Origin of the sequence: Halorubrum salsamenti, assembly GCF_007671685.1 — an archaeon.
In the GTDB taxonomy this organism is placed as follows: domain Archaea; phylum Halobacteriota; class Halobacteria; order Halobacteriales; family Haloferacaceae; genus Halorubrum; species Halorubrum salsamenti.
This window is the reverse complement of the sequence record NZ_VCNL01000002.1, coordinates 549047-574355: the sequence shown is the minus strand read 5'-3', so window position 1 is coordinate 574355 and position 25309 is coordinate 549047. Positions and strand designations below refer to the sequence as shown.

Annotated in this window: 27 protein-coding genes; 15 read left to right on the top strand and 12 right to left on the bottom strand. The window is 71.2% G+C overall.

The genetic code is table 11. The annotated features are described in order from the left end of the window. Positions 1–576 (bottom strand): DUF5813 family protein, encoded by a 576-nt coding sequence (locus tag FGL94_RS07400; protein WP_144922840.1) that lies wholly within the window; start codon positions 574–576, stop codon positions 1–3. Between the two features lie 173 nt (positions 577–749). Between FGL94_RS07400 and FGL94_RS07395 the strand changes: the two genes are divergently transcribed. Beyond that, positions 750–2075 (top strand): carboxylate--amine ligase, encoded by a 1326-nt coding sequence (locus FGL94_RS07395; RefSeq protein ID WP_144922837.1) that lies wholly within the window; start codon positions 750–752, stop codon positions 2073–2075. A gap of 301 nt (positions 2076–2376) precedes the next feature. Here the strand turns inward: FGL94_RS07395 and FGL94_RS07390 are convergent, their stop codons facing one another. Next, positions 2377–3111 carry a helix-turn-helix domain-containing protein gene (locus FGL94_RS07390; RefSeq protein WP_144922834.1) on the bottom strand — a complete coding sequence of 245 codons (735 nt, stop codon included), beginning with the start codon at positions 3109–3111 and terminating at the stop codon, positions 2377–2379. A 178-nt stretch (positions 3112–3289) separates the two neighbouring features. Here FGL94_RS07390 and FGL94_RS07385 point away from each other — a divergent pair, with 178 nt between their 5' ends. After that, on the top strand, positions 3290–4528 hold the full coding sequence (locus FGL94_RS07385; RefSeq protein ID WP_144922831.1) for a threonine synthase: 1239 nt from the start codon (positions 3290–3292) through the stop codon (positions 4526–4528). 16 nt (positions 4529–4544) lie between these two features. On the opposite strand, the gene FGL94_RS07380 is transcribed toward FGL94_RS07385, so the two are convergent. Beyond that, entirely contained in the window at positions 4545–5021 is a 477-nt protein-coding gene (locus tag FGL94_RS07380; RefSeq protein WP_144922828.1) for a cupin domain-containing protein, read from the bottom strand. Between the two features lie 121 nt (positions 5022–5142). Between FGL94_RS07380 and gnd the strand changes: the two genes are divergently transcribed. Both gnd and FGL94_RS07370 read left to right on the top strand, forming a co-directional pair. Beyond that, positions 5143–6048 (top strand): phosphogluconate dehydrogenase (NAD(+)-dependent, decarboxylating), encoded by a 906-nt coding sequence (gnd, locus tag FGL94_RS07375; RefSeq protein WP_144922825.1) that lies wholly within the window; start codon positions 5143–5145, stop codon positions 6046–6048. A gap of 137 nt (positions 6049–6185) precedes the next feature. Next, complete coding sequence (locus tag FGL94_RS07370; protein ID WP_144923751.1) at positions 6186–6530, top strand: DUF5802 family protein; 345 nt, start codon at positions 6186–6188, stop codon at positions 6528–6530. Between the two features lie 508 nt (positions 6531–7038). Here the strand turns inward: FGL94_RS07370 and FGL94_RS07365 are convergent. Further along, the gene (locus FGL94_RS07365) at positions 7039–8406 is read right to left on the bottom strand and encodes an MFS transporter (protein WP_144922822.1); all 1368 of its coding nucleotides are present in this window, start codon (positions 8404–8406) and stop codon (positions 7039–7041) included. Between the two features lie 115 nt (positions 8407–8521). On the opposite strand from FGL94_RS07365, the gene FGL94_RS07360 reads away from it, so the two are divergent. After that, entirely contained in the window at positions 8522–9457 is a 936-nt protein-coding gene (locus FGL94_RS07360; RefSeq protein WP_144922819.1) for an alpha/beta hydrolase, read from the top strand. A 75-nt stretch (positions 9458–9532) separates the two neighbouring features. Here FGL94_RS07360 and FGL94_RS07355 read toward each other — a convergent pair whose 3' ends face one another. Together FGL94_RS07355 and FGL94_RS07350 are read right to left on the bottom strand one after the other, a co-directional pair. Then, positions 9533–10186 (bottom strand): helix-turn-helix domain-containing protein, encoded by a 654-nt coding sequence (locus FGL94_RS07355; protein WP_144922816.1) that lies wholly within the window; start codon positions 10184–10186, stop codon positions 9533–9535. 77 nt (positions 10187–10263) lie between these two features. Then, entirely contained in the window at positions 10264–11157 is an 894-nt protein-coding gene (locus tag FGL94_RS07350) for an alpha/beta fold hydrolase (protein ID WP_144922813.1), read from the bottom strand. 168 nt (positions 11158–11325) lie between these two features. Here FGL94_RS07350 and FGL94_RS07345 point away from each other — a divergent pair, with 168 nt between their 5' ends. After that, on the top strand, positions 11326–12183 hold the full coding sequence (locus FGL94_RS07345; protein WP_144922810.1) for a hypothetical protein: 858 nt from the start codon (positions 11326–11328) through the stop codon (positions 12181–12183). A 62-nt stretch (positions 12184–12245) separates the two neighbouring features. Next, a complete protein-coding gene (locus FGL94_RS07340) occupies positions 12246–13508 on the top strand; it encodes an AGE family epimerase/isomerase (protein ID WP_144922807.1) in 1263 nt (420 codons plus the stop codon). Positions 13509–13548: 40 nt separating this feature from the next. Here FGL94_RS07340 and FGL94_RS07335 read toward each other — a convergent pair whose 3' ends face one another. Both FGL94_RS07335 and FGL94_RS07330 read right to left on the bottom strand, forming a co-directional pair. Further along, positions 13549–14313, bottom strand: a complete 765-nt coding sequence (locus FGL94_RS07335; RefSeq protein ID WP_144922804.1) for a DICT sensory domain-containing protein — start codon at positions 14311–14313, stop codon at positions 13549–13551. Positions 14314–14436: 123 nt separating this feature from the next. Further along, positions 14437–15186: a competence/damage-inducible protein A gene (locus tag FGL94_RS07330; RefSeq protein WP_144922801.1), complete on the bottom strand. Its 750-nt coding sequence runs from the start codon at positions 15184–15186 to the stop codon at positions 14437–14439. Between the two features lie 155 nt (positions 15187–15341). On the opposite strand from FGL94_RS07330, the gene FGL94_RS07325 reads away from it, so the two are divergent. After that, entirely contained in the window at positions 15342–16202 is an 861-nt protein-coding gene (locus FGL94_RS07325; protein WP_144922798.1) for a DUF7260 family protein, read from the top strand. A gap of 35 nt (positions 16203–16237) precedes the next feature. Here FGL94_RS07325 and FGL94_RS07320 read toward each other — a convergent pair whose 3' ends face one another. Beyond that, on the bottom strand, positions 16238–17578 hold the full coding sequence (locus FGL94_RS07320) for an MFS transporter (protein ID WP_144922795.1): 1341 nt from the start codon (positions 17576–17578) through the stop codon (positions 16238–16240). 381 nt (positions 17579–17959) lie between these two features. Here FGL94_RS07320 and FGL94_RS07315 point away from each other — a divergent pair, with 381 nt between their 5' ends. The 7 genes from FGL94_RS07315 (at position 17960) to FGL94_RS07285 (ending at position 23094) form a co-directional block, all read left to right on the top strand. Beyond that, positions 17960–18475 (top strand): universal stress protein, encoded by a 516-nt coding sequence (locus FGL94_RS07315; RefSeq protein ID WP_144922792.1) that lies wholly within the window; start codon positions 17960–17962, stop codon positions 18473–18475. Positions 18476–18545: 70 nt separating this feature from the next. Further along, positions 18546–19583 carry an NAD(P)/FAD-dependent oxidoreductase gene (locus FGL94_RS07310; protein ID WP_144922789.1) on the top strand — a complete coding sequence of 346 codons (1038 nt, stop codon included), beginning with the start codon at positions 18546–18548 and terminating at the stop codon, positions 19581–19583. Between the two features lie 320 nt (positions 19584–19903). Next, a complete protein-coding gene (locus FGL94_RS07305) occupies positions 19904–20308 on the top strand; it encodes an abortive infection protein (RefSeq protein ID WP_144922786.1) in 405 nt (134 codons plus the stop codon). 107 nt (positions 20309–20415) lie between these two features. Then, complete coding sequence (locus FGL94_RS07300; protein WP_144922783.1) at positions 20416–20718, top strand: hypothetical protein; 303 nt, start codon at positions 20416–20418, stop codon at positions 20716–20718. 69 nt (positions 20719–20787) lie between these two features. After that, a complete protein-coding gene (locus tag FGL94_RS07295; RefSeq protein WP_144922780.1) occupies positions 20788–21708 on the top strand; it encodes a DNA adenine methylase in 921 nt (306 codons plus the stop codon). A 121-nt stretch (positions 21709–21829) separates the two neighbouring features. Next, positions 21830–22279 carry a universal stress protein gene (locus FGL94_RS07290; protein WP_144922776.1) on the top strand — a complete coding sequence of 150 codons (450 nt, stop codon included), beginning with the start codon at positions 21830–21832 and terminating at the stop codon, positions 22277–22279. Continuing rightward, positions 22279–23094, top strand: coding sequence for a DUF63 family protein (locus FGL94_RS07285; protein ID WP_144922774.1), 816 nt, complete (start codon positions 22279–22281; stop codon positions 23092–23094). Before FGL94_RS07290 ends, FGL94_RS07285 begins: the two co-directional genes overlap by 1 nt. A gap of 59 nt (positions 23095–23153) precedes the next feature. Here FGL94_RS07285 and FGL94_RS07280 read toward each other — a convergent pair whose 3' ends face one another. The 3 genes from FGL94_RS07280 to FGL94_RS07270 all read right to left on the bottom strand — a co-directional run bounded on the left by FGL94_RS07280 (position 23154) and on the right by FGL94_RS07270 (position 25308). Next, the gene (locus FGL94_RS07280) at positions 23154–23636 is read right to left on the bottom strand and encodes a DUF456 domain-containing protein (protein ID WP_144922771.1); all 483 of its coding nucleotides are present in this window, start codon (positions 23634–23636) and stop codon (positions 23154–23156) included. A 134-nt stretch (positions 23637–23770) separates the two neighbouring features. Continuing rightward, on the bottom strand, positions 23771–24352 hold the full coding sequence (locus FGL94_RS07275) for a DUF2150 family protein (RefSeq protein ID WP_144922768.1): 582 nt from the start codon (positions 24350–24352) through the stop codon (positions 23771–23773). 98 nt (positions 24353–24450) lie between these two features. Further along, a complete protein-coding gene (locus FGL94_RS07270; RefSeq protein ID WP_144922765.1) occupies positions 24451–25308 on the bottom strand; it encodes a TatD family hydrolase in 858 nt (285 codons plus the stop codon). Position 25309: the final 1 nt, after the last annotated feature.

The window sequence follows — 25309 nt, the reverse complement described above, 5'->3', positions numbered from 1 at the left end:
CTAGAACCCGCCGCTGTTCCCCTGCTGGCGCGCCGCGGAGAGCAGCGCGTCGAGCGGCTCCGCGTACTCGTAGCCGGGGATGACGCCCTGTACGTAGGTCCCCTCGACGAAGTCGATCAGCGCGCCGGAATCGTCGACGCCGCGACGCTCGTTGATGTCGGTCAGCTCGAAGCCGATCTCGATCTCGTCGTCGCCGACCTCGACGGTCGGGTCGAACTCGCGATCGCCGCGGGTGACCCCGCCCACGTCGACGACGCGAAGCTCGAACGTCTCGATCCACCCCTCCTCGACCACGTCGGCGACCTCGTCGGCCGCCGTCGCGGAGAGGGTCGGCACCCGGACGGTCACCGCGAAGCGGACCCGGCCGTCCGCCGCGGGTTCGGCGCGCACCTCGGCGTCGAAGGGGGTCGTCTCCGCGGTCCAGACCCCGTCGCCCGCGGGCTCGAAGGAGCCGTGGTCCGCGAACGCGCGGCGGACGCGGTCGGGGAGGTCGCCGTCGGTCTCGCTCTCGCCGTCGATCCCTCGCCCTCCCTCGGCTCCGCCATCGCTGTCGGCTTCGGTCTCGCGCTCGCTCATACCGGATCGGAGGCGACACGCGAGTAAAAGCGCGTTGTGTCGGGGATATCGCCGGTTCGTCTCCTCCGAGCGATCCCGGCCCGCCGCCGACAGCGACGAGCGCCCGCGTCACCGGTAGTGGCACGCCGGGCCGGTACTGGTGGGCCTTTGTACCCGGACCGATGATGGGGGGTATGGCAGAGCAGTTCCGCTCGACAGAGGCGCTGATCGACGCGCTCGCGGACGTTTCCTTCGACCGACCGCCGGCCCTCGTCAGCAATGCACACGCGACCGGACTCGCCGTCGCCCGCGCGCTCGACGCCTACGACGTGCCCGTGATCGCGCTCGACCGCCCCAGCGACGCCGCGAGCGGGGGCGCAAGCGACGGTAACGACGGCACCCGCCGCCACGACGGGCTCGCGCCCCCCTCGGACGCGGTCGATTTCGCGGGTGCGGTGACGTACCCGCTCGACGACCTCGACGGGTTCCGCGAGGACGTGGAGGCGGTCGTCGACGCGATCGGCCGCGAGGCGGTCGCGTTCGGCTGTATGGACGAGTGGGCCCTGGCGTACGCGCGGGCCGACCCCGAGGGCGTCCGGCTCCCCTTCGCCGGGATCGACACGCTCGACGACGTGTTGAACAAGTCCGAGCTGTACGCGACCTGCGAGTCGCTCGGCGTGCCGTACCCCGAGACGTACCGGCTCGCCGAGACGGCGGACGCGGCGACGGGCGCGCCGGAGGCGGACGCCACCCTCGACGAGGCAGCCGAGGCGCTCGGGTTCCCCCTCGTCGTGAAACCCGAGCTCAAGCGCGACTTCGAGGAGGCGTTCGGCACCAACGTGCTGGAGGTCGCCGACCGCGAGGAGTTCGCGGACGCGGTCTCGGCCGCCCGCGAGGAGGGGATCGCGGTGATGGCCCAGAAGCGCGTCGACATCGCGACCGGCCGGGACCACTCGCTCGCGTCGTACGTCCCCCCCTCGGGCGTCGACGACGCGCTCGCGGTCGTCGGCAACGCCGCGGTGCGGTACCCCCAGCAGTTCGGCACCTCCTGTCTGGTGGAGACGGCCGACGAGCCGGAGATCGAGGCGCGCGCTCTGGCGGTGCTCGACGACGCCGGCTACCACGGGATCAGCGAGGCGGAGTTCGTGTACGACGACGAGCGCGAGGAGTTCCTCCTGCTCGACGTCAACACCCGACCGTGGAAGTGGATCGGGATGCCGGTCGCCGCGGGCGCGAACCTCCCGATGGCGGCGTACGCCGCCGTCACCGACGCCGAGTACGAGTCGACGGGGACCGAGCCGACGCGGTGGGTGTACCTCCGCGACTACCTCGCGCTGCTCGCCGGCGACGACGCGTTCTGGGACCAGCTGTCGGCCGACGACTGGCGACGCCTCGTCGCCGGCGACTTCGAGCGCGAGGGGAACTTGACGACCGGGGTCTACCGCCCGTCCGACCCCGGACCGGCCGCGAAGCTGTTCGAGACGGAGTTCGTCGACCGCGACTACTACTGCGCCTGCTGAGGGCGGTCGCGGTCGGACCGACGACTCCGGGCGGCGGAATGTATCAGGGGCCGTCGACGCAACGCTCACGCGGCAGTACGCGGAGGCGCGCGCCGCCGCACCGCCGCGTTTATTTATAAACGATCGTCGCCATCGCTCGCTCCCTTTTAAACACTGTCTCGTCACCACCGAACCGCAACACTCGCTCCCGTAATCGGCCGCCACGATGCCTGTATCGTCTGACACCGGGTCTGACGATGGTCTCTGCGGAGGAGTTCGACGGAGGCGAAAAGACGCGCGCCCTGTCACCCGCCGAGTGCCGTCACGGCTCCGAGGCGGCGATCCCGGCCGGCTCCGCTCGGTCTCGCTCGCGTCTCCGATCGGATTCGTCACCGGTCGCTTTCCCGGCCCCTTCCCCGCGGGCCTCGCCGCCGAACTCGCCGTCCACGAACCGGTGTAACACCCGTCCCTCCGCGCGGTGGAGCGTCTCGCTGCACGTCGACTTGGCGAGGTCGCGCGACTCGGCGAGCTCCGTGAGCGTGCACTCTCGCGGGGTGTCGTAGTAGCCGGCCGCGACGGCGTCGAGAACGAGGGCCCGCTGGGCGTCGGTGAGGACGGGCTCCCCGCCGGCGTCGCTCGCCTCGATCCCCACGGTGACGCCCTCGCCCGTAAGTCGCCGGCTGAAGGCGGTGAGCCGGGACCGGTCGCCGACGACGTCGACGATCGCGCGCCCGTCCGTCACCGCGACGGGCACCTCGACCGGGAGCCCGACCTCCCGCGCGGCCGCGACGTGCGACGGCGGCGCGGGCGCGACGATTCGGAGCCGCGTCGCCGGCCCGGCCCGGTCGACGACGTCGACCCGGTCCACGCGGTCGTGCTCGCGCAGCGCCTCCACCGTCGCCGCGCGGTCGGTCCCGGCGACGGCGAGCGCGGTCACCTCGCCCTCCGCGGCGGCGACCGTCTCGGTCGCGCGGAGCGTCGCGTCGGGATGGGCACGGGAGGCGCCGCCGAGCCACGAACCGCTCGGGAAGTCGAGCCGCAGCGTCAGTCGTGTCATACGCGGAGGTAGCACCCGTCGGTCCCTCCCCTTATCCCTTCATTCGTTTCGGGTTTAAAACGGACACCTCGATCGGTCGGCGCTCGGCGGTCAGAGCGGGCGGGGAAACCGTCCGTCGGAACCGGAACTCGGTCTCGGGACCGGTGGACCGAAGTCGCGGGCGGCCGACTGCGACCCCATGGAAACGACGGACGCGTTCACAGGCCTCTCGTGTGTCGACTGCGGCGAGGCGTTCGATCCGGAGACCGCGACGCACCGCTGTCCCGACTGCGACGGGATCCTCGACCCGGCGTACGACCTCGATCGGATCGACCTCGCCCCCGAGGACCTCGCCGACCGCCCGTTCGAGTCGATGTGGCGGTACGCGGAGCTGCTGCCGTTCGCGCGAGACGCGGCTGTGTCGCTCGGCGAGGGCGCGACGCCGCTCGTCGAGTGTCCGGCCCTCGCGGACGCGATGGACGTGGGGCGGGTCCTCCTGAAAGACGAGGGGGCGAACCCGACGGGGACGTTCAAGGACCGAGGGCAGTCGCTGGCGACGACGGCCGCGCGCCAGCACGGCGCGGAGGAGGTCGCGCTGAACAGCGCCGGCAACGCGGGACAGGCGGCGGCCGCGTACGCGGCCCGCGCGGATCTGGACGCGCACGTGTTCCTCCCCTCGCGGGCGGGGTTCACCCAGAAGGCCATGACGGAGGTCCACGGCGCCGACCTGACCGTGACGGACCCGGTCGACGGCGACTCGCAGATCGGCGACGCCGGGCGCGCGTACGCGGCGGCGATGGCGGACCACCCCGACTGGTACTCGACGAAGACGTTCGTGACGCCGTACCGCCACGAGGGGAAGAAGACGATGGCGTTGGAGCTGCTCGAGCAGCTCGACTGGGAGGCGCCCGACGGCGTCGTCTACCCCACCGGCGGGGGCGTCGGGCTCGTCGGGATGCACAAGGCCGCCCGAGAGGTCCGAGAGCTGGGGTGGACCGACGAGCTCGTCCCGATGTACGCCGCGCAGGCGGCCGGCTGTGCGCCCGTCGTCGACGCCTCCGAGTCGGGCGCCGACCGCCACGAGCCCGTCCCGGACGACGAGATCGACACGGCCTGCAACGGGATCGCGATCCCGGACCCGGGCGCGAGCCCGCTCATCCTCGACGCGCTCCGGGAGTCGGACGGGGGCGCGGTGGCGACGACCGACCGCGAGATATTCGACGCCGCGATCGAGGTCGCCCGGGCCGAGGGGCTGGAGGTCGGCGCGACCTGCGCGGCCGCCGTCTCGGGGGCGTTCGCGCTGGCGGAGTCGGGCGAGTTCGGCCCCGACGACACCGTCGTCCTCCTGAACACCGGTGCGGGCAACAAGGACGTCGACGCGCTGCGCGCGCACCTCGGCGAGCGGGAGGTCGCGGCCGAGGGCGAGGTCAACGAGTGAGGCCGAAAGCCGACGGCTACATGTCCCAGTAGTCGACGTCGTCGTCGATCTCGTAGTAGCCCGACAGCGACCGCTCCTCGCGTCCGCCGGGCGGGGATCCGACGTACACGCCGAAGGTGTCCGAGTCCGGATAGATCGTCACGTCCGGCTCGGTCATCGTCGACATCGCGAGGTACCGGACGGAGTGGTCGCCCTCGTTGACGACGCGGTGGGCACCCGACTCGCCCGCCGGGAACGCGACGTAATCACCGGCCTCGATCCGGGTCGTCTCCCCGTCGTGTCGCAGCGTGGCGCTCCCGGACAGGACGTAGATCGCCTCCTCGTTGGCGGCGTGGTAGTGGTACGGCCACGACTTCGCGCCGGGCGGGAGGTCGTAGAGGCTACAGCCGATCCGGTCGCCGTCGGCGGCCTCGGCGAGCCGCTTCCGGCGGAACCGGACCTCTCCGCGATCCGTGTCGGTCCAGTCGAGGTCTCCTTCGTTAACGTGTGTCATAGGCCGCGGTCGCGGAGCGTCGCAAAAACGGTTCCGGGGGTCGGCCCGCCGGTCGGCGGGCGGGTCCCGCGTCGGCCACCGAACCGGAACCACTACGGCGGCCGGTCGCCACCCCTCGCGCATGGAACTCGGCGTCATCGGACTCGGGCGGATGGGGCAGATCGTGGTGAATCGCTCGCTCGACGCGGGCCACGACGTGGTCGCGTTCGACCTCTCGGCGGAGGCGACGGCGACCGCGGCGGAGGCGGGCGCGACGGCAGCGGACTCGGTCGCGGACCTGTGCGACCGGTTGGGGGAGGAAAAGCGCGTCTGGCTCATGGTCCCCGCGGGCGACGCGGTCGACGCCACGCTCGCGGACTTGGGGCCGCACCTCGACGCCGACGACGTGGTCGTCGACGGCGGGAACTCGCAGTATCAGGCGTCGGTCCGGCGCGCCGAGGAGACCGACGCCGCGTACCTCGACTGCGGCACGTCGGGCGGCCCCGCCAGCGCCGAGGAGGGCTTCTCGCTGATGGTCGGCGGCCCCGAGTGGGCCTACGAGGCGCTCGTGCCGGTGTTCGACGCGGTGGCAACGGGGCCGGACGGCCACGACCGCATGGGGGAGTCGGGGTCGGGCCACTACGTGAAGATGGTCCACAACGGCGTGGAGTACGCGCTGATGCAGGCGTACGGCGAGGGGTTCGAGCTGCTCACCGAGGGTCGCTACGACCTCGACATGGAGTCGGTCGCGCGCACGTGGAACAACGGCGCCGTGATCCGCTCGTGGCTCCTCGAACTCTGCGAGGAGGCGTTCCGCGAGGAGGGGTCGGATCTGGGCGACGTGGCGGACCACGTCGCCGGCGGCTCGACCGGCACGTGGACGGTGCAGGAGGCGCTCGAACAGGAGGTCCCCGTGCCGATCATCTATCAGGCGCTCGCGGAGCGGTTCGACTCCCGGAACGAGGGACGCTTCTCGCGGCGGCTCGCGAACCGGCTGCGGTACGGGTTCGGACGCCACGAGGTCGCGCGGCGATCGGACGGGGAGTGAGGTTCCGGCGGGGGTGACTGGCGCGGGCGATCGATCGGTTCTGCAGCGACGCCGACGGTTACTGCTCCTAATTATCGCGGTTAATTCCGTCCGAGAAACACTTATGTATGGTCGTGCCAGAGATTACCATGCACAGAATGTTCGAGCGATTCTCAAGCGGGTACTACCTGGGGGAACTGTACGTGGAACCCCACGACGGCGAGCGCGCCGTCATTCAGCGGGTCGACCACGAGCACGTCAACGAGCAGCTGTACGCCGACGGCGAGGGCGTCGAGCGACTCGACGCCCCCCTCGTGATGAAGGTCGACAGCGGTCACATCCCGGTCGCCGGCGACGACGACGTGCCGAGCGGGACGCTCGCGATTCCCCGAGAGATCGCGGACGACACCCTCCCGGACCGACGGAACGTGCTGTTGGCGGACGCGGACCGCGCCGAGACGCTGTTGCGCTGGGAGGGGTGGGAACCGCACGTGAACGCGTAATACCCGGGCGTTGACTTCGGTTTTCGTGGCGGTGACGTTCTCGACGATCGCTTATAGGTAGCTGCTAACTCGGCGAATACCTCCAAAGCCCTAGCCGGTGAGGCGGGCACAGGCGATGTAAGCACCGCAGGGAGCGAGCAACGCGAGCGACCGAGGAGCGCAGCGACCGTGCGCCCGTCTCACCGGCTGCCCCTTTGAGTCCCACCCTACACCGCACAGCACCGCAGCCTCACGCCTCCCCAGCCTCGTCAGTCGCCCTCCGCTTCGCTCCGGGCGACTGACTCCAGCGAGGGACCTTCGGTCCCTCTGGCAGCCGGCGGCGAAGCCGCCGGCGACCTCGCACGCGCTCCTCGTGGCCGCCGCTGGCGGCCGCTCGGAGGCGCGCGCCACCGCACAGCCGGGTACATTTATAAGCGATCGTCGCCGTCGCTCACGCCTATTTAAATACTGAACCGCGACCGGTGATCTGCAACACCCACTCTCGCTATCGCCCGGGACCCTCGCAATATCACGCGTACGCCTCGAACTCCTCGCCGAAGACGAGGAAGTAGCCGGTCCCGATGATGCCGATCACGGCGGCGACGGTGAAGGCGACCTCCGGGCTGACGAAGTCCCAGAGGTAGCCGCCGATCGCGGCGCTCGGGATGACGATCGTGTTCCGGAGCAGGTAGTAGGTCCCGGTGACCCGGCCGCCGGCGCCCCGTTCGGCGGGGCCGACGATCAGCGCCTTATGCGAGGGGAGACCGGCGAACCGGAGCCCGGAGAAGGCGAACACGAGGACCAGCGCCGCCTGGGTCGAGACGACCGGCGAGAGGAGGTCGGGGCCGTAGACGAGGACGACGGGGAACGCGCCGTACACGAAGAAGCCGAGCGCGACGACCGGCTTGAGCCCGACGCGCTCGGCCAGCTTCGCCGCGGGGGCCATCGTGAGCAGCGCGACGACCATCTCGACGCCCAGCAGGTAGCCGAAGAACGCCTGCGGCGAGAGGTCCACGGCGTAGGCGAACCCGCCGACCGCGACCGTCGTCTCCAGCCCGACCGAGAAGATCCGCGTGACGACGAGCACGAAGAAGACGTACACCATCCCGTTCGCGAACCGGACGAGGGTGTCGCCGATCAGCAGCGGTCGGAGCGAGTCGGGCATCTCGCGGAGGTCCCGCCGGATCTGATCGACGCCCTCGAACCGCCCGCCGCCGACGGAGTCACCGCTCGCGTCGTAGAGGACGTGTTGTGCGACCGTCCCGACGACGCCGAAGACGACCGCCACCGCGAGCACGTACCGGAAGCTCACGGTGAACGCCGGATGAAGGCCGATGAGGACCGCGGCGAGGACGGGGCCGATCAGGAACGCGGTGCGTCGGAACGTCTCGGTGCTCGCGAACCCGGCCGCCAGCCGGGACGGGTCGGTCGCCTGCTTGACCACGGCGAACGTCGCGCCGAGGCCGAACGACTTCCACGCCTGCGCGAGCACCAGCCCGACGAAGATCCAGACCCACGGTTCGATCCTCACGCCCGCGACGGTGACCGCCCCGACGTTCGGGGCGACCAGCCAGACGGCGAAGCCGACGGTCGAGACCAGCCCGAAGAGCGTCAGCGCGTACCGCGACCCGATCCGGTCGGATATCGCGCCGCCCGGATACGGGTACAGCGCGGAGATGACGTTGCCGAACGTCCCGAACAGCCCGACGACGAACCCGGACGCTCCCAGCGCCACCATGTACTCCGGGAGGAACCGGTTCGTCATCTGGAAGCCGAGACTGAACGCGAACATCGCCAGCGAGACCACCAGCACGTCCCGCTCCAAGGCGAAGAACTGCCGGAACGCCTCTAGCGGGCTCGTCTCCTCCGGACCGGCGGTCGCTTGGTCCTTGCTCATCGTGGGGGAAATCGGGGTCGACCCTTCGTGTCCGTGTGTTCTCTCACGTCGCCAAATAGGTTCTCACCCGATCGGCGTCCCCAAGGCTTACTCTCGGCTCGCCACAGGGTCGACCATGCACGCGGACGAGATCGACCCGCAGGCGAAGGCGGCGATCGAGCGCCAGGAGCGGTTCCCGCTCCCGCACAGCCGGTGGGGGCTGAAGCTCGCGCGGCTGCTCACGGGACCGGCGATGCGGGTCCAGAACCGGGATCCGCCCGCAGTCGGGGAGACCGCGGACGGGACGGTCCCCGGACCGGCGGGGGACCTCGATGTCCGGCTCTACCTCCCCGACGGCGACGGTCCGTTTCCGACGGTCGCGTTCTTCCACGGCGGCGGATTCGTGCTGGGGAGCGTCGCGACCCACGACTGGCTCTGTCGCCAGCTCACGCGGGAGAGCGGCTGCGCGGTCCTCTCGGTCGACTACCGGCTCGCGCCCGAACACCCCTTCCCCGCGGCGGTCGCGGACGCGTACGCGGCGGTCGAGTGGGCGGCCGCCAACCCGGACGCGATCGCGGGAACCGGGCGGGTGGCCGTCGCCGGCGACTCGGCAGGGGGCGCGCTCGCCGCCGCCGCCGCGCTCATGGCCGCCGAGCGCGACGGCCCCGAGATCGCGTATCAGGCGCTTCTGTACCCCGGCGTCGGCGTCGAGCCCGGCCAGCCGTCGGTCGAGGAGCACGCCGGGATCGTCCTCGACGAGGCGGATCTGGAGTGGTTCCTGGAGTGCTACTACGACCACGAGCTCCACCGACGCAACCCCTACGCCGACCCGACCAACGCGGGCGACGTGTCCGGCGTCGCCCCAGCTACGGTCGTCACCGCCGGGTTCGACCCGCTCCGCGACGGCGGGCGGGCGTACGCCGAGCAGCTGGTCCGGGACGGGGTGCCGACGCGCTACGAGAACTACGCGGACCAGGTGCACGGGTTCATGACGCTCCGCGAGGTCGATCGGGCGACCGAGGCGATCGCCGACGTGGCCGACGACCTCGCTGACGCGCTCCGGGCGGACTGATCGAGCACCTGCTGCGGTTCGCCTCCGAGACAAGCGCGTCTCCGACGGGGAAGTGGGAGAGCGACGAGCCGCCCGTCAGCCCCGGTCGCCGGCCGCGACGAACTCTCGAAGCACTGCTGCCTCGGCCTTCCGCACCAGTTCGCCGGCCGTGCTCGTCGAGCAGTCGAGGGCCGCGGCGACGTCAGCGATCGTCCCGTCGCGGGGGATCTCGTAGTACCCCGCCGCGACCGCCGCCTCCAGCGCGGCCCGCTGCCGGTCGGTGAGCCGCGACGGCGACGCCGCCCGCTCGAACTCGTGGACCCGCTCGATGGCGACGTCGCCGAGGTCGGCGAGCGCCTCGCGGAACGCGCCGAGCGCCGCCGCCTCTCCGACCGCCTCGAACCGCACGTCGCCGGTCTCCAGAAAGGCGACCGGCGGAAGGAAGACCACCCGTGCGGCCGCGATCGCGTCCAGCACCGCCGGCGCGAACTCGTAGCCGTCCTGTCGGAGGAAGGCGTACGTCCCGTCCCCGTCCTCGACGAGTTCGCTGTCGACGAGCGAGTCGACGGCCCCGACGACCGCCGCCGTCGCCTCAGCGTCGCCGTCACACCAGAACAGCGTCGTCGCGTCCGCCGTGGGGCTCCACGTCAACAGTTCGGCTCGGGTGACCGGCCCGGGCTCGATCACCCGCCGGTGAAGCGGATGGACGAGGCGCTCCGGATACGTCGCCGCGAACTGGACGCGTTTCATTTCCTCGTCGCGCGATTTCTGGCGTCGACGCTTCAAATCCGGTGTTTCGCCCTCCGCTTCCCGCGTGCTCGCGAGAGTCACCGAGGGTCGGTCAGAATCTCGGGGACGGAACGAAGCAGCGTCTGGAGGTGGTCCGCCCCGTCGAGCACCTCCAGCCGGGCGGTCGGAATCGTCGCCGCGAACCGCCGAACGGCGGCGATCGGGACGTTCGCGTCGTCGTCGCCGTGCCGGAACCGCACCGGCGCGTCGATCTCGCCGAAGTCGACGTTCCACTCCGCCGCGGCCTGTCGGAACTCAGTGACTGCCCCGCTGCGGTGTCGCGAGAGCGCCTCGAGGAAGTCCGCCCGGACGATCTCCGCCGCGCGGTCGGAGACGGCGTCGGTCGGGTCTCCTGTGGTGTACTGGGCGGCGACGAACGACGGATCGCGGCGCCGTGCGACCCAGCGCTGAACGCGGAACAGCGCGGCGAGCACCGGGGGCGCCGTCGATCCGATCCCGCTCAGCACCCGCTGGACCGCGGGACGCTCGTGAACGTACTCCGGTGGGGTCGCGCCGGCGACTACGTCCACTCGGTCGATTCGGCTCGGTAGCCCCGCCGCGGCCGCGAACGCGTACGGGGCGCCGCCCGAGAACGCGACGAGACGCGCGGCGGCGATTCCAGCGCGGTCGAGCACGGCGCGGACGATCCGTTCGCCGTCTCGTATCGATCGGTCGGGCCACGGGTCCGATCGCCCGTATCCGGGGCGGTCCGGCGCGAGTAGCCGGACGTCGTTGGCCCGCGCCGTCGGCTCGAACAGCTCCCCGAGCCGTCGAGAGCCCGGCGTTCCGTGGAGGAAGACCACCGGGGAGCCGGCTTCCGTTCCGTACTCCGCGTACGCGAGCCGGCGGTCATCCCTCCCCTCGACCGTCGCGAACTGTACGCCGTCTCTCGTCGACGACCGACCCGACGCGGGAGCCGCCTGTGCCGTCATCGTATCGAAGGACGGGGGCGACCCATGAGGAGATACTGCCGGATCCATCCGGTAGTTTTTAAATAACGGATCGGTCGGCGTTCCGATCGGTGCTCCGCCGACTTCCCGGATGCCACGACACCTCACGGAACCGCAACGCTTTCGTTCAGACTTGCTGTCAGGTACGGCATGCGACGCCGCCGATTCCTCGCGAGCGGAACCGCCCTCCTCTCCGTCGGTCTCGCCGGCTGCGGCCACCCCTCCGTCGTCCTCGATCTGAACGAGGCGACCGCGGACGATGTCGCCGACGAGGTGTCGATGAACGCCGATCCCGACTCGGAGGAGCACGAACTCGTCACGTCGGCGATCGAAAACGGGTCGGCCACGCGCCGCGGGCGGTACGAGCTGTTCGACCGCACCGACACCGTCCGGGTCGACGGGGCCTTCTACGAGGTCACGGAGACGCGGGTCGCGAGCAGCGAGGTGACGGTGTACGAGGTGCTCGTCGACTTCGACCCGGAAGACGCGACGCCGGAGCTGGGCGAGATCGCGTTCGAGGACCTCCCGGAGACGGACCGACGCCGGCTCGAACCGATCCTCTCCGAGGAGGATCCGCCCCGAGGGGACGGCTACGACGTCGGCGTCGGTTACGGAAGCGCCGAAGAGGTCGGGAACGACTCGGTGTTCGTCCCGGAGCGGCAGTACGACGTGCTCGTTCACGAGGGGGAGCGGTACCGGGTCGCGGTCGACTCGCGCACCGCCCCGGAGGCCGAGTACCGGTACGAGGCGACCGAGGTAGCGCCCGACGTGGAGACGTTCGCCGAGCGGGTCCGGGATCGGTACCTGTTCGTGCTCTCCGGGCTCTCGGACGCCGAGCGCGATGTCGTCGAGGAGTCGATCGACGGCGCCTACTTCGAGGACGACGAGGCCTTCCGGTCGGTGGTCGAGCGGATCCGAGAGCACGACGGAATCCGGGAGGACGACTTCTACGGGACGTGGCTGCTGGAGTACGAGGGCGCGGCGTACCTCGCGTACGTCGAGTGGTGACTCGTCGCGACCGGCGCGCGGAACGCACCGGTTTTACCCGGTCGCGGCCCAACCGGCCTCCGATGGACGAGACGACACGCGAGGCGGTCCGAACGCGGGCGCGATCGCACCGGGCGCGGCTGCTCTCGGTCCTTCGCGTGCAGTACCCCGACGCGCTGGCCGACCGCGGCTACCGTCTGCTCCACCCGACCACCGGCGACCCATACGCCGGGGACCGCCGGCATCTCGTCGCGACCTGCCGGTCGGTCGCCAACTTCGCGGTCGGCGCGCTCGCCGACGGCCCCGACTGGTGTCTCGACGCCGCCGAGCACGGCCTGCGGTTCCTCCGGGAGGCGCACCGCGCCGACGACGGGGGGTACCGTCTCGTCGTCGACGCGGACGGCGAACCCGTCGATCGGACGCGGTCGGCGTACGGCCACGCGTTCGTCCTGCTGGCGTACGCCCGCGCGGTCGACGCCGGGATCGAGGGCGCCGAGCGCGGCCTCGACGCGACCCGAGCGCTGATCGACGACCGGTTCCGCGACGACCGGGGGCTCCTCAGGAGCGACTGCGACGCCGACTGGACCGAGCGGGAGCCGTACCGCGGCCAGAACGCGAACATGCACGCCTGCGAGGCGTTCCTCGCCGCCTACGAGGCGACGGGCGATTCGGAACACCTCGACCGCGCGCGCCACATCGCCGAAGCGATCACGGTCGACCTCGCCGCACACACGGACGGGCTGCTGTGGGAGCATTACACCGCCGACTGGGAGCACGACTTCGCGTACAACGAGGACGCGCCGCGCCACCAGTTCCGACCGCCGGGGTATCAGCCAGGCCACCACGCGGAGTGGGCGAAACTGCTCGCGCTGCTCGACCGGTACGAGGGCGGGGAGGGCGACGGAACGGCAGCTGGGGACGGCCCGACCGCGACCGCCGACTGGTACGCCCGCGCACGCGATCTGTTCGACGCCGCCGTCGATCACGGTTGGGCGGAGAACGGGTTCGTGTACACCCACGCTGCCGACGGCTCGCCGATCGTCGAGGACCGGTACGGCTGGGCGCTCGCGGAGGCGATCGGCGCGTCCGCCGCCCTCGCCGAGCGCGCGGCGGCCCGCGGCGACGCCGACGGGGCCGACCGGCTGCGGAACTGGCACCGGCGGTTCCTCGTCCGGACCGACCTGTTCCGCGGCCCGGCGGGGGTCTGGTACGAGAAGCGGCTGCCCGCGGACGCCGACGGCGACCTCGTCGCACAGGATCCGCCGGGCGTCGAGCCCGACTACCACCCGGCCGGCGCCTTCTTCGAGGGGTGGCGGTCCGCGCGGGCGGCGCTGCCGGACGAGTGAGGCGGCGGGACGGCGTCGGCTCGGCGGCTCGGCTGACTCCTCAAAGCGCGGTCGAGATGTGGCGGTCGATCCTGGAGACCAGCTCCGGGCGGAACGTCCAGAACCCGTCCCACACGTTCGGCTCGTCTTCGAGGGCGACGAGCGCGGCGTGACGGCCGGCGTCCGTCTCCGGCGGCGTGAAGACGACGAACCACGACCGCCGGTACGGCTGTGACCGGCCCCGGTGGACCGTTACCGGGAGCGATGCCGCTGGATCCGCGTCTCCGATCCCGTAGACGTGAACGTCGACGCCGCTGTCGCCGACGGTCTCGTACACCTCGCGGGTCCCGCGCTCGTCCTGAATCCGGGAGAGGCGCTGGAAGGACGCGCGAAGCGTCCCGGCTCCCGTTTCGGCCGCGAGGCGCTCGATGACGCGGGACACGACGATCAACAGCAGCTTCTCCTTGTCCGAGTGCGGATAGCCGCGGAGCCGGAAGGGCACCTCGTCGAGCCCGGAGAGCACGTCCGGGAGCGTGGTCTCGTCGAGGTCTATCGCCCCGGTCTTGTACAGGTCGGAGTTGATGAGGAGGACCGAGTCGAGCAGCTCGTCGAGCGTGGAGCGAGCGATCACCGCTCCGTCCTCGACGAGGAGGACGACGTCGGCGTCGGTGTCCGGGAGGTCGCGCTCGCTGACCGCGACCGACTGGCCGTCGAGGAGGGAGTCGAGGAGCTTCCGAACCGGGTCCGGTTCGGACCGGTTGACGACCACGAGCGACCGGTTCGGGGCGTCGAGCTCGTCGAAGAAGCCGCGCAGGGAGTCCGTCATCGCCGTACACTCGCCGCGCCCTCTGCGGTTCCGGCCGCTCCGGTGATGTGCGTCCCCGACATTGTGGGTCCCAAGACCGTTCGCGTGAACGTAGCGGCGCCGAGAGTCATAAATCCCGCACTGTCACTCGCCGCCCCAGTCGCGCCGCACCGGCGTCTCGCTGGCGTCGACGTTCGCCAGCAGCCACGCGGTCGCCTCGTCGAGCGCGCTCTCGTCGGTCGCGGTCACCTTCAGGCGGTTGTGCTCCGCCTCGCGGTCCGGGTAACAGCCGACGGCGACGTCGAAGCGCTCGCCCGCCGCCTCCAGCGCGGAAACGATGTCCGACTCGGGCTCGACCGTGTAGAGGAACCGCGACCGCCGGTCGCCCGCGAACTCGTCGGCGACGGACGCGAACATCGCCTTCAGCTCCTCGGGGATCCCCGGCATGACGTAGACGCCCTCGACGACGCAGCCCGGCGCGAGCCCGGGATCGTTTAAGAGCGGGCGGCTTCCAGTCGGGATCGCCGCCTCGGCCTCGACGTCCACGTCGACGTCGCTGTCGGGGAGCCGCTCGCGGATCTCGGCCAGCCGCCGCTCGACCGCCTCGCGCGTCAGGTCGGTCGGGGACAGCTCGCGGCCGAACGCGTCGGCGACCGCCTCCATCGTCACGTCGTCCGGGGTCCCGCCGAGCCCGCCCGTGACGATCACGGCGTCGAACGCGTCGGCGTACGCCCGGACGCGCTCCGCGATGACGGCGCGGTCGTCGGGCACCGAGAGGCTCCGTTCGACGGCGACGCCGCGGTCGCTCAGCTCCGCGGCGAGCCAGTTGGCGTTCGTGTTCACCGTGTCGCCCGCGAGCAGTTCGTCGCCGACAGTGATCAGCGCGACCTCCATCGATCGGCGATACGGGCGGCGCACGGATGTGCGTTTCCCGTCGGACGCGACGCGCCGACTCGCCTCCGGAGCCCTATTGAGCGCTCCACACCGGTCCCGCGCGGCTCGTACCCCTATTATAAGCGTTTACGGGAGCGGTGCGCGACCGATGCGGTATGGCAACGACGATCGAGCCGGCGGACGGGAGCCCGGAACTGCTGGACTGCGCGCGGGAGGCGCTCCGTGTCGAACGCCGTCGTACCTGCGACGAGCGGGAGGCGTTCCGCGCGTTCCGCGGGCGCGTCGCGTCCGTCCCGTCGGAACCGATCCGAACCGACGGCGGCGCCGGGGGAGTCGCGGGCGGCGGTGGACCGATCGGGGTCGCCGGAGGGTCCGAGGCCGGGCCGATCGGATCCGCCGGGACCGCCGGCGACCCCGGGTCGGGCCCGCCGGCGGGGTCGGGGCTCGTCGCGGTGCGGGACGCGTACCGGGAGACGGTGATGTCCGTCCCGCACTACGAGGCCGAGTACGACGACACCTACGAGCGGAGCGTCGCCGAGGAGTTCGGCCCCGAGCTCGCCTACGCGCTCACCCGGGGGTCCCGGTTCCACGCCGAGTGCAAGCGGTCCCTGCTCGACGCGGCCGAGACCGCGATCGAGGGGCGCGAACGGTTCGTCGACGCCGTCGAGTCGGAGGCGGAATCGGTCGATCGGGCCGCCGCCCGGCTCGCCCCGATCCGGAGCGAGGTCGCGTCGACCGCGCGGACGGAGTTCTCCGAGGACGGGTTCGGGACGCTCGACGCCTACCGCGCACGGACCGAGGCCCTGATCGACGACTGCGACCGGATCGCCGCGCGTCGCCAGCGGGAGCTCGCGTCCCACGAGCGCGACCTCGCGCTCGACGGGGACATGGACGTTCCAACCTACCTCTATCAGGACCTCTCCGCGACGTACCCCGTGCTGGCGACGGTCGGCGCCGTCGGCGACCGGCTCGACGACCTGAAGCGCCGGATCGAGCGCGCGATGGCTGACGCGTAGGTGAGCGGGCGAACGAGCGGTGGGTCTACCGCGTCCTAGTCGGCCGCGGCCGACGCGTCAGCCGCCGCTCCGGACCCGCTCGGCGGTCGGAGCAGGATCGCCGCCAGTCCCGCGGCGATCGCGAGCCCGCCGCCGAGCGCGAACGTCGGGACCCAGCCGGCCGTCGCGACGAGGTAGCCGGTCACGGTGCCGGCGAACACCCCGCCGCCGACCTTGGCGGTGTAGAGGACCGCGTAGTTGCCGGAGGAGTTCCGCGCCCCGTAGTAGTCCGCGATCACCGACGGGAAGTAGACGAACAGCGGCGAGGAGAAGAACATCGCCGCCATCACCAGCCCGACGAACGCGACCCCGGCCTCGGCTCGCCCGGCGACGATGAGCGCCAGCCGGAAGGCTCCGGCGAGCACGAACGAGACGGCCATCACGCGCCTGCGAGAGAAGCGGTCGGAGACTTCTCCGAGGATCATCCGCGAGACGCCGGCGGCGACGGGCAGGAGGGTCGCCGACGCGGTCGCGACGATCGCCGCCAGCCCGAACTGCTCGGCGAAGCGCACGACGTTGGCGATGACGATCAGGTCGGCCCCGGCCATCGCGACGAACATCGCGTATAAGAGCCAGAACTGCCACGTCGAGAGCATCTCGCGGGTCGTGTACGCGCGGCCGCGGAGCGAGGCCGCGAGGTCGCCGTCGTCCCCCTCCCCGTTCTCTCCCTCGTCCTCCCGGTCCTCCAGCCCGAGCCAGTCGTCCGGCGGGTCCCGCAGGAGGTACGAGCCGACGAGCGTCACGACGAGGATGGCGAGCCCGAGGTTCCGGAGCACGTCGCTGTAGGCGGCCACGGAGTCGTTCGCCCGGACGTACGGGACCACGAGCGCGCTCCCGCCCGCGAACGCCATCGTCCCGACGCCGGTGGTGAGCCCCGTCCGGTCGGGGAACCACTTGACCGCGGTGTTGACCGCGACCGTGTACACGATCCCCACGCCGATCGCTCCGAGCGAGTACAGCAGGTACAGCTGCCAGAGCGTCGTCGCGTACGCGAGCCCGACGTACCCGCCGCCGGCGAGCAGGGCGGCGAGGAACGTGAGCGCGCCCGGCCCGCGGCTGTCGCGCCACTTCCCGGCGGGGAACTGCGAGAGCGACTGGAAGACGACGTAGAAGGAGAACACCGCGCCGAGCGCCGGCAGGGCGATGTCGAGGCTCTCGGCCAGCGGCTGTTCGATCGACGACCAGACGTACTGGTAGGGACTCACCGCCGCCATCATCCCCGCCGCGGCGACGATCTGCCACCAGCGCGAGAAGCCGAGGATCTCGGACGCTCGCCCCGCGTAGTCGACGCCGTCGTCGTCGGGGTCGGACGGAGGACCCTCGCCGTTCTCAGCCATCGTCACCGTCCGTCGCGCGTCCGGTCGTGTCGTGGATCATGGGAGCCTCGGAGACCGGTCCGGCGGACGGACCGGCGGTTCGTGTTCGGACGCTGTCGGCACGCGGGAATAAAACGCGCCGTCGGGGAGGTTCTTGCCCCCTCGTCGGACCCCCGAACGAGTTGTGTCGCTCGACGACAGTAATCCTCACGATAGTTCACGAGATCCTTCTGAAAGAAATCGTTTGACGATCTATCGTTCGAGAATTTCGACGGATCGATCGTATTGGCGGATGAATAATGATAATCGTCTATACTGTCGAAAATCGTTAAGAGGCGCCCCGTACAACGTGAAACCGAGAACCGCGGCGCCCCCGTTCCGGGGCGCCGAGAGCACGAACCCATGTCCGCCGACCGAGACACCGCCGACACGACCGACGAGTCGCCCGCCATCGAATCGTCCGCTCCCGAGTCGCCCGCCGGCGAGCCGCCCGCCGCCGGCCGCTTCGAGCGCGTCCTCGTGGTCACCCGCGACGACGACGCGGGGCGGGCCGCGGTCGAGACCGGCGTCGACCTCGCGGCGGCGTACGGCGCGACCGTCGACGCGCTGTACGTCGTCGACGACACCGAGGGGTGGGACATGGTCGTCGAGCGGCGCGAGCGCACCGGCGAGCGGCTCGTCGAGGACGCCGAGGCGCGCGGGGCGGACGCCGGCGTCGACGTGGAGAAGTGGTTCCGCTACGGCACCGCCCGCGAGGAGGTCCTCGACTTCGCCGCCGCCCACGACGCCGACCTGATCGTCGTCGGCTCGGCGCGCCGGACCGGATTCGACCGACTCGTCCACCCCGAGCCGCTCCCGGTCCGGGTCCAGCGCGGCGCCTCGGCGCCCGTGATGGTCGTCGGTCCCGACGACGACTGAAGCGGGTCGACACCGACGACGGGACGACCCCGAGCGACGGATTAAGTGACTGCGTCCCCTTCGTGCGACAGTGACACACATCGGCATCGTCGGCGCGGGCGCGGGGGCGGCCGCCGCCGCATTCACCGTCGACGGCGCGGTCCCGGACGCGGACGTGACGGTCTTCGAGAAGTCCGGCGGGCTCTGCGGCCGCGCGGCGACCCGCCGACACGGCGATCTGACGTACGACTACGGCGCGAACTACCTGAAGGCCGACGACGAGCGCGTCGTCGAGCTGATCACGGAGACGCTCGACGGCGAGGGGCTCGTGGACGTCGCGGAGCCGATCCACGTCTTCGACGCCGACGGCGAGGTCTCGCCCGGCCGCGACGCGGACGAACACAAGTGGAGCTACCGACGGGGGCTCACCCAGATCGCGAAGCGGCTGTTCGCCCGGACCGACGCGACGGTGCACCGCCGGACGCGGATCGAAACGGTCCGCCGGGTCGGCGATCGGTGGGAACTCGACGACGCGGGCGGCGAGACGCGGGGGCCGTTCGACGCCCTCCTGTTGAATCCGCCGGCGCCCCAGACCGCGGCGCTCCTCCGGGACGCGGAGTGGGACTCTCCCGTCCGCGAGGCGCTCGTCGACGCGGTCGGTGACGTGGCGTACCGCACCGTCTGGACCGCGGTCCTGCGCTACCCGTTCCCGCTGGACGCCCCCTACTACGGCCTCGTCAACACCGACAAGGAACACGCGGTCGGGTGGATCTCCCGCGAGGAGTGCAAGCCCGGCCACGTCCCCGACGGCGAGAGCCTGCTCGTCGTGCAGGCGAACCACGAGTGGTCGGTCGAGCGCTACGACGCGGACCCGGCCGCGAACGTCGCAGAACTGGCCGAACACGCCGCGGATATCATCGGTGACGAACGGCTCGCGGATCCGGCGTGGACCGACCATCAGGGATGGCGGTACGCGCAGCCGGAGGGGGGCGTCGATCGCGGCCCGATCGACGCCGCCCGTCGGGAGGGGCTGTACGTCCTCGGCGATTGGGTCGCCGGCGAAGGGCGGCTGCACGCCGCGCTCGCGAACGGGCTCGACGTGGGCGAGCGGGTCGCCTACGGGGTCTGAAACGGGGTTGGAGCGAGGAAGGAAAACGGCCTTTTCGAAGCCCTCGACCGGAGACGCATTCTGACCCGGTTGCGGGTACTACAGAACAGCGGCGATCGATACCGGGAGTACATACTGCAGTTCGTCGGTGACGATACGATATTTAAAAGAGAGCGAGCGATAGCGACAATCGTTTATAAATGAACGCGGCGGTGCGGTGGCGCGCGCGTCCGAGCGCCATTCGGGCGCGAGTAGCGAGGGACCGAAGGTCCCTCGGACCGCCGGCGGCGAAGCCGCCGGCGACCGGAGGGCTTCTCCCGTTTGCTCGCCACGGATCGTCCATGACCCGTACACCGGCGGCCGGCGGACGGGAGAACGTCCCCTACTGGACGACGGTCGTCGTCGCCGCGCTGTACCTGCCGGCGTCGATCGTCGCCCACGCGCTGGTGGATCCGGCGTACGCGACCGAACAGCGGGGCGTGCCCCGAGCGCTCGCCGATGCGGCCGGTACCCTCCCCGCGACCCTCGTCGCCGGGACGCTGTGGCTCGCGGTCACCGGCGGGTTCCTGTACGCCTTCGCCGCGGAGCTCGACGCGATGCGGACCCGGACCGCGTGGTCGCCGCCGGCCAAGGGGTACCTGATCCTCGCGGCCGGCTCCCTGCTAGCACACCCGCTCACGGGAGTTCCCTTCCTGTTTCTGCTCGTCCCCGGCTACACGCTTCACCGCGGACTGCGAGTCGGATAGGCGGTACTCACCGATCGTCGATGTTCGCCACCCGTCGAGCCAGAGCGCCGCTCCCGCGGCCCATACTTTTATTCCGACGCGATTCATTCTGTAGATACGAACAGACAATGTCACTGACACACAACGCCCCTTCCGAACAGACGAGACCCGTCGCGACGCCAGCGCGCCAGCGAGTTATCGCCGGGCTCGCGGACGGAACGGTCGAGACGGTCGCGGACTTACAGGTCCGCGGCCGGGCCGACGAGATCGCCGCCGAGCTCCGCGAGAGTCACCTCCCCGCCTTGGAGGAGGCCGGGTACATCGAGTGGGACCGAGAGGAGGGAACGATCAAGCCCGGGCCGAACTTCGAGGAGGCGGCCGCCCACGTCGCCGACCTCCCGAATCCGGACGGAGAGCCCGCCGACGATTGATCTCGGCGGACTGCCCGCGTGCCGCGCCCGAGACGTTTATACGCCGCGGCGGGCGACCCCAGACATCGCATGGCCGAGCCGATACTGAAGTGGGCCGGCGGGAAGCGGCAGCTCCTCGACGAGTTGTACGCCCGGTTTCCGGCGACGTACGGCCGCTACCACGAGCCGTTCCTCGGCGGCGGCGCCGTGTTCTTCGACCTCGAACCGCCGGGAGCGACGCTCAACGACGCGAACCCGCGGCTGGTGAACTTCTACGAGCGGGTGCGCGACGACCCCGAGGCGCTGATCGAGCGGCTGGAGTCGTTCGGCGATCCCGACGCCGACCCGGACCCCGACCTCCCGTACGCCGAGGAGACCGCCCGAGGCCGCGACGTGGAGAGCTACTACTACCAGCAGCGCGCGCGGTTCAACAGGCGACCGTACGAGGGCGAGTTCGACCCGCTCGAGGAGGCCGCGCTGCTGTTGTACCTCAACCGCACCTGCTACAACGGGCTCTACCGCGAGAACGCGGACGGCGGGTTCAACGTCCCCGTCGGCCGGTACGCGAACCCCGACTGGGTCCAGCGCGACCGGATCCGACGGGCGAGCGACGCGCTCGCGGACGCGACGGTCCGGAACGGCGACTTCGGGTACGTCCTCGACGCCGCGGAGCCGGGCGATCTGGTCTACTTCGACCCGCCCTACGAGCCGATGAGCGCGACCGCGAGCTTCAACGAGTACAGCGCCGAGGGGTTCGACCGCGAGGACCAGCGCCGGCTGCTCGACGCCGCGGCCGAACTCGACGAGGCGGGCGTGTGGGTCGTCCTCAGCAACAGCGGCGTGATGTACGAGCCGTACGCGGAGGCGGGGTTCCGCGTCGATCGCGAGGGCGCGACCCGCGCGATCAACAGCGACGCGGGGAACCGCGACGAGGTCGACGAGATCGTCGCCACCAACGTCCCGCCGTCCGAGCGGCGCGAGGCGGGACAGCGCGACCTCGCGGAGTTCTGAGGACGGGGCGACCGGGCGGACGACCGGTCGCCCGCCCCCGTCGCTCGCCGAGCCGCGGGACCGGCCGCGGGACCGACCGCAGAGGGCGGGCTTTTTGCCCTCCCCCGCCGACGACTCGCGTATGACCGATCTCGACATCGACCTCGTCCTCGTCTCGGTGGACGGCAGCGAGGAGTCCCACGAGGCGGTCGACTACGCGATCGCCGTCGCCGCCGAGTACGACGCGAGCGTCCACGCCCTGTACGTGCTCGACGAGGACGTGGTCCGCGCCATCGATCACGGCGTGGTCGACGAGAGCGACGTGGCCGACGACACCGAGGCGTTCACCGACTCCGTGGCGCGGCGCGCGGAGGCGGCGGGCGTCCCCCACAGCAACTCCATCGCCTACGGCTTCTCCACGACGGTGAAGACGGTCCACCCCGGCAGCGTCGTCCTCGACACCGCCGAGGAGATCGAGTCGGACTTCATCGTCGTCCCGCGCGAGCCCGTCTCCGGCGACCCCGGCGAGGTGCTCGGGAAGGCCGCCGAGTACGTCCTCCTGTACGCCAGCCAGCCCGTGCTGTCCGTCTAATGGCCGGCGGTCTCCCCTTCCTCCCGGCGGGTACGACCCTCCCGCCCGCGCCCTACCTCGTCGTCGTCCTACTCGCGACCGCCGGAGTCGTCGCCGCGCTCCGGCAACGTCGCCCGCGGGTCACCGGTCGCCGCGTGCTCGCGCTCGCCCCGTGGATGGCGCTCGGCTCGGCGGCCCACGTCCTCTACGTCGTCGACGCGCTCCCGCCCCTCCTCTCCCCCCTTGCCGGCTCGCCGACCGTCTACCTCACGGTCGGGTCGCTGGCGGGCGCGGCGTGGCTCGTCGCCGACGCCGTCGGCCCGGACCGGGTGGCGGCCGCCCTCGCCGCGAGCGGCGCGCTCCTCCTCGCCCCGGTCGTCGCGGTCGCGGTCTCGACCGGACTCTCGCCGGCGGGCGCGCGCTGGTCGACGCTCGCGCTCGCGCTCGCGGTCCCGATCGCGGGCGCCGCCTGGGTCGGTCTGACGCGGCTCCGACCCGAGACCGGAATCACCGGCGGCGTCGGCGCCCTGGCGGTGTTCGGCCACGCGCTCGACGGCGTCTCGACCGCGGTGGGGACGACCCACCTCGGCTTCGGCGAGCGCACGCCGGTCTCGCGGGTCCTGCTGGAGTTCGGCTGGATCCCGCCGGTCCCAGTGCTCGGCGAGGGGTGGGTGTTCCTGCTCGTGAAGCTCGCGGTCGCGAGCGCCGTCGTCTGGCTCTTCGCGGAGTACGTCCGAGAGACGCCCGCCGAGGGCTACCTCCTCCTCGGGTTCGTGGCCGCCGTCGGGCTCGGCCCCGCGGCCCACAACCTGCTGCTGTTCGCCGTGGCGGCGTAACGGATCGGAATCCCGCGGACACCGTTTCTCGCCGGCGTCCCGATAGCGATCGACGGTGTTTATAAGATCGAAATCGCGAATCCGACGGTGACGCCGGCCAGTATGACCGCCTGTACGAACGGGCCGGCGAAGACGCCGATCACCGCGTAGACCGACTGCCGGACGGCGACGCGCGGCTCGGCGCTGTTCTCGTAGAGGCTACCGAGAAAGACGGTTCCGCCCACCCCGACGACGAGGCCGATCGGTCCCATCACGAACAGCAACGCGATGCCCACCAGCGCGCCGCCGACGACGCTTCGCGACGATGCGCCACCGAGTCTCCCGGAGAGCGTCCCCGCCAACAGCTCCGCCGCGGAGGCCAGGAGCGAGACGAGAACGAGCGCGATCAGGACGGCGAGGCCCGGCTCGGTGAAGCCGGTGGTGTACGCGTATCCGACGACGGTCAGCGCCGCGAGGACGCCGCTCGGCACGAACGGGACGAACGAGCTGGCCGTCCAGACGGCGAGCAGTACGATCGCCGTTTCAGCCGCGGGGAACGCCATACGACGCTAACGTCGCGCGAGTTCAAAACAGTTCATCTCGGACGGGCCCGATCCGTCGCCGCGGCCGGTCGATGGCCCGACGGCTCCCGGGAACGAACGAAACGAGAGAAGCGAGATCGAACCGACCGCCGCGCTCAGTCCTCTTCCTCGACGACTTCCGGGTCCTCGATGGCCGACTGCAGCGAGTCGAGCCCGTTGACCCACTCGGAGACGAGCCCGTACTCCAGGTCCTCGACGAGGTCGATGTCGAGTTCCTCGCCGTCGATGACCCGGGTGCCGGCCTGCACGACGTAGCCGAGCGCGGCGTCGAGGTCGTCCTCGGCCTCCGCGTCGGCGGCCGCGCGCACGAACTCGCTCACGTCGCCCTCGACGACGCCGCCGACGACGTACTCCTCGGCCGCGTAGAAGACGGGGACGAGCGAGGTCTGGACGCCGTCGATCAGCATGACCTTGTCCTCGTCGTCGAACTCCACGTCGGCGAGCACGATGTCGCGGACGGTGCGGATCTCCTCGACCGCGCGGTCCTCGTCGATGCGCCCGTCGTCGAGCGCCGCGAGCACCTTCACGACCGCGATCGCGGCGTCGTCCTGGAGGTTCAACAGGAGCCGCGCGGAGTCCTCGTTCTCGGGGTCCAACTCCTCTTCTTCCAGCCGGTCGAGCCAGTTCTGCCAGCGTTCGTCGGTATAGAACGTTTCAACGGCGTCGTCGTCGGTCATGTGCGGTACGTCGCCCGGACTACTCAAATGCCTTTCCTATCGATCGTCGCGAGAGAGGGCGTCTCACCCGCCCGACGGCGGGATTCGGGCGTCGCGGTTCAGGCGTCTCGATCTAGCGTCGCCTCGGTGTCGATCCCGTACACGGCGCGGGGAGTCTCGACGTGAGCGACGTGGACCGCGTCGTCGTACCCCTCCTCCAGCAGCCAGCGGACGCGGCGCGGGACCGTCTTCGGGCCGAGCACCATCCCCGGCTTCTCGGGGTCGTCGACGAAGTCGGTCTCCATCAGGAACGGCTCGCCGGCCGCCGCCGCGCGCTCCAGCCGGTCCTTCTCGCTCATCACGCTCGGGGTCGGCCCCGCGAGCCGCCCCTCCGCGTAGTGTTTCACGACGTTCGTCGGATCGAGCCCGGACTCCTCCGCGACGGCGGCCAGATCGGTGAGGTCCTCGCTGGCCTCGGTGTGCAGTTGGACGGCGCAGTCGAGCGCGGCGCCCAACTCGAACGCGCGCCGAGTGACCGCGTTCGAGGCGTCCCAGACCGCGTCGCTCACGTCGTAGTGCGGGCGTCCCGACTTCAGCGCGAGCGCCCGACCGTCGGCGACGAACTCGCTCGCGACCTCCAAGCCGCCCTGCATCAGGTCGCGGGCGGCCTCTGGCGAGAACCCGTGCTCGTCGACGAGCCGGCTGATCAGCCCCGGGTGGACGCCGAGGACGGGCCACGCGCGCCCCGGGAGCACGTCGTTCGCGGCCGCGACCGCGTCGAGCGTCTCCTCGAAGACGGGCCGGAAGTCGGCCGGCTCGTCGGGCTCGACCCCGAGGTGCCACGACGGCTTGTTCACCACGAGGAGGTGGGTGCCGCCGAGCCGGACGAAGTCCTCGACGGCGTCGATCCCGCGGCCGCGACGCGGGTCGAGGTGGAGGTGGTTATCGAGCACCGGCGTGTCGAGGTCGTCGGTCATA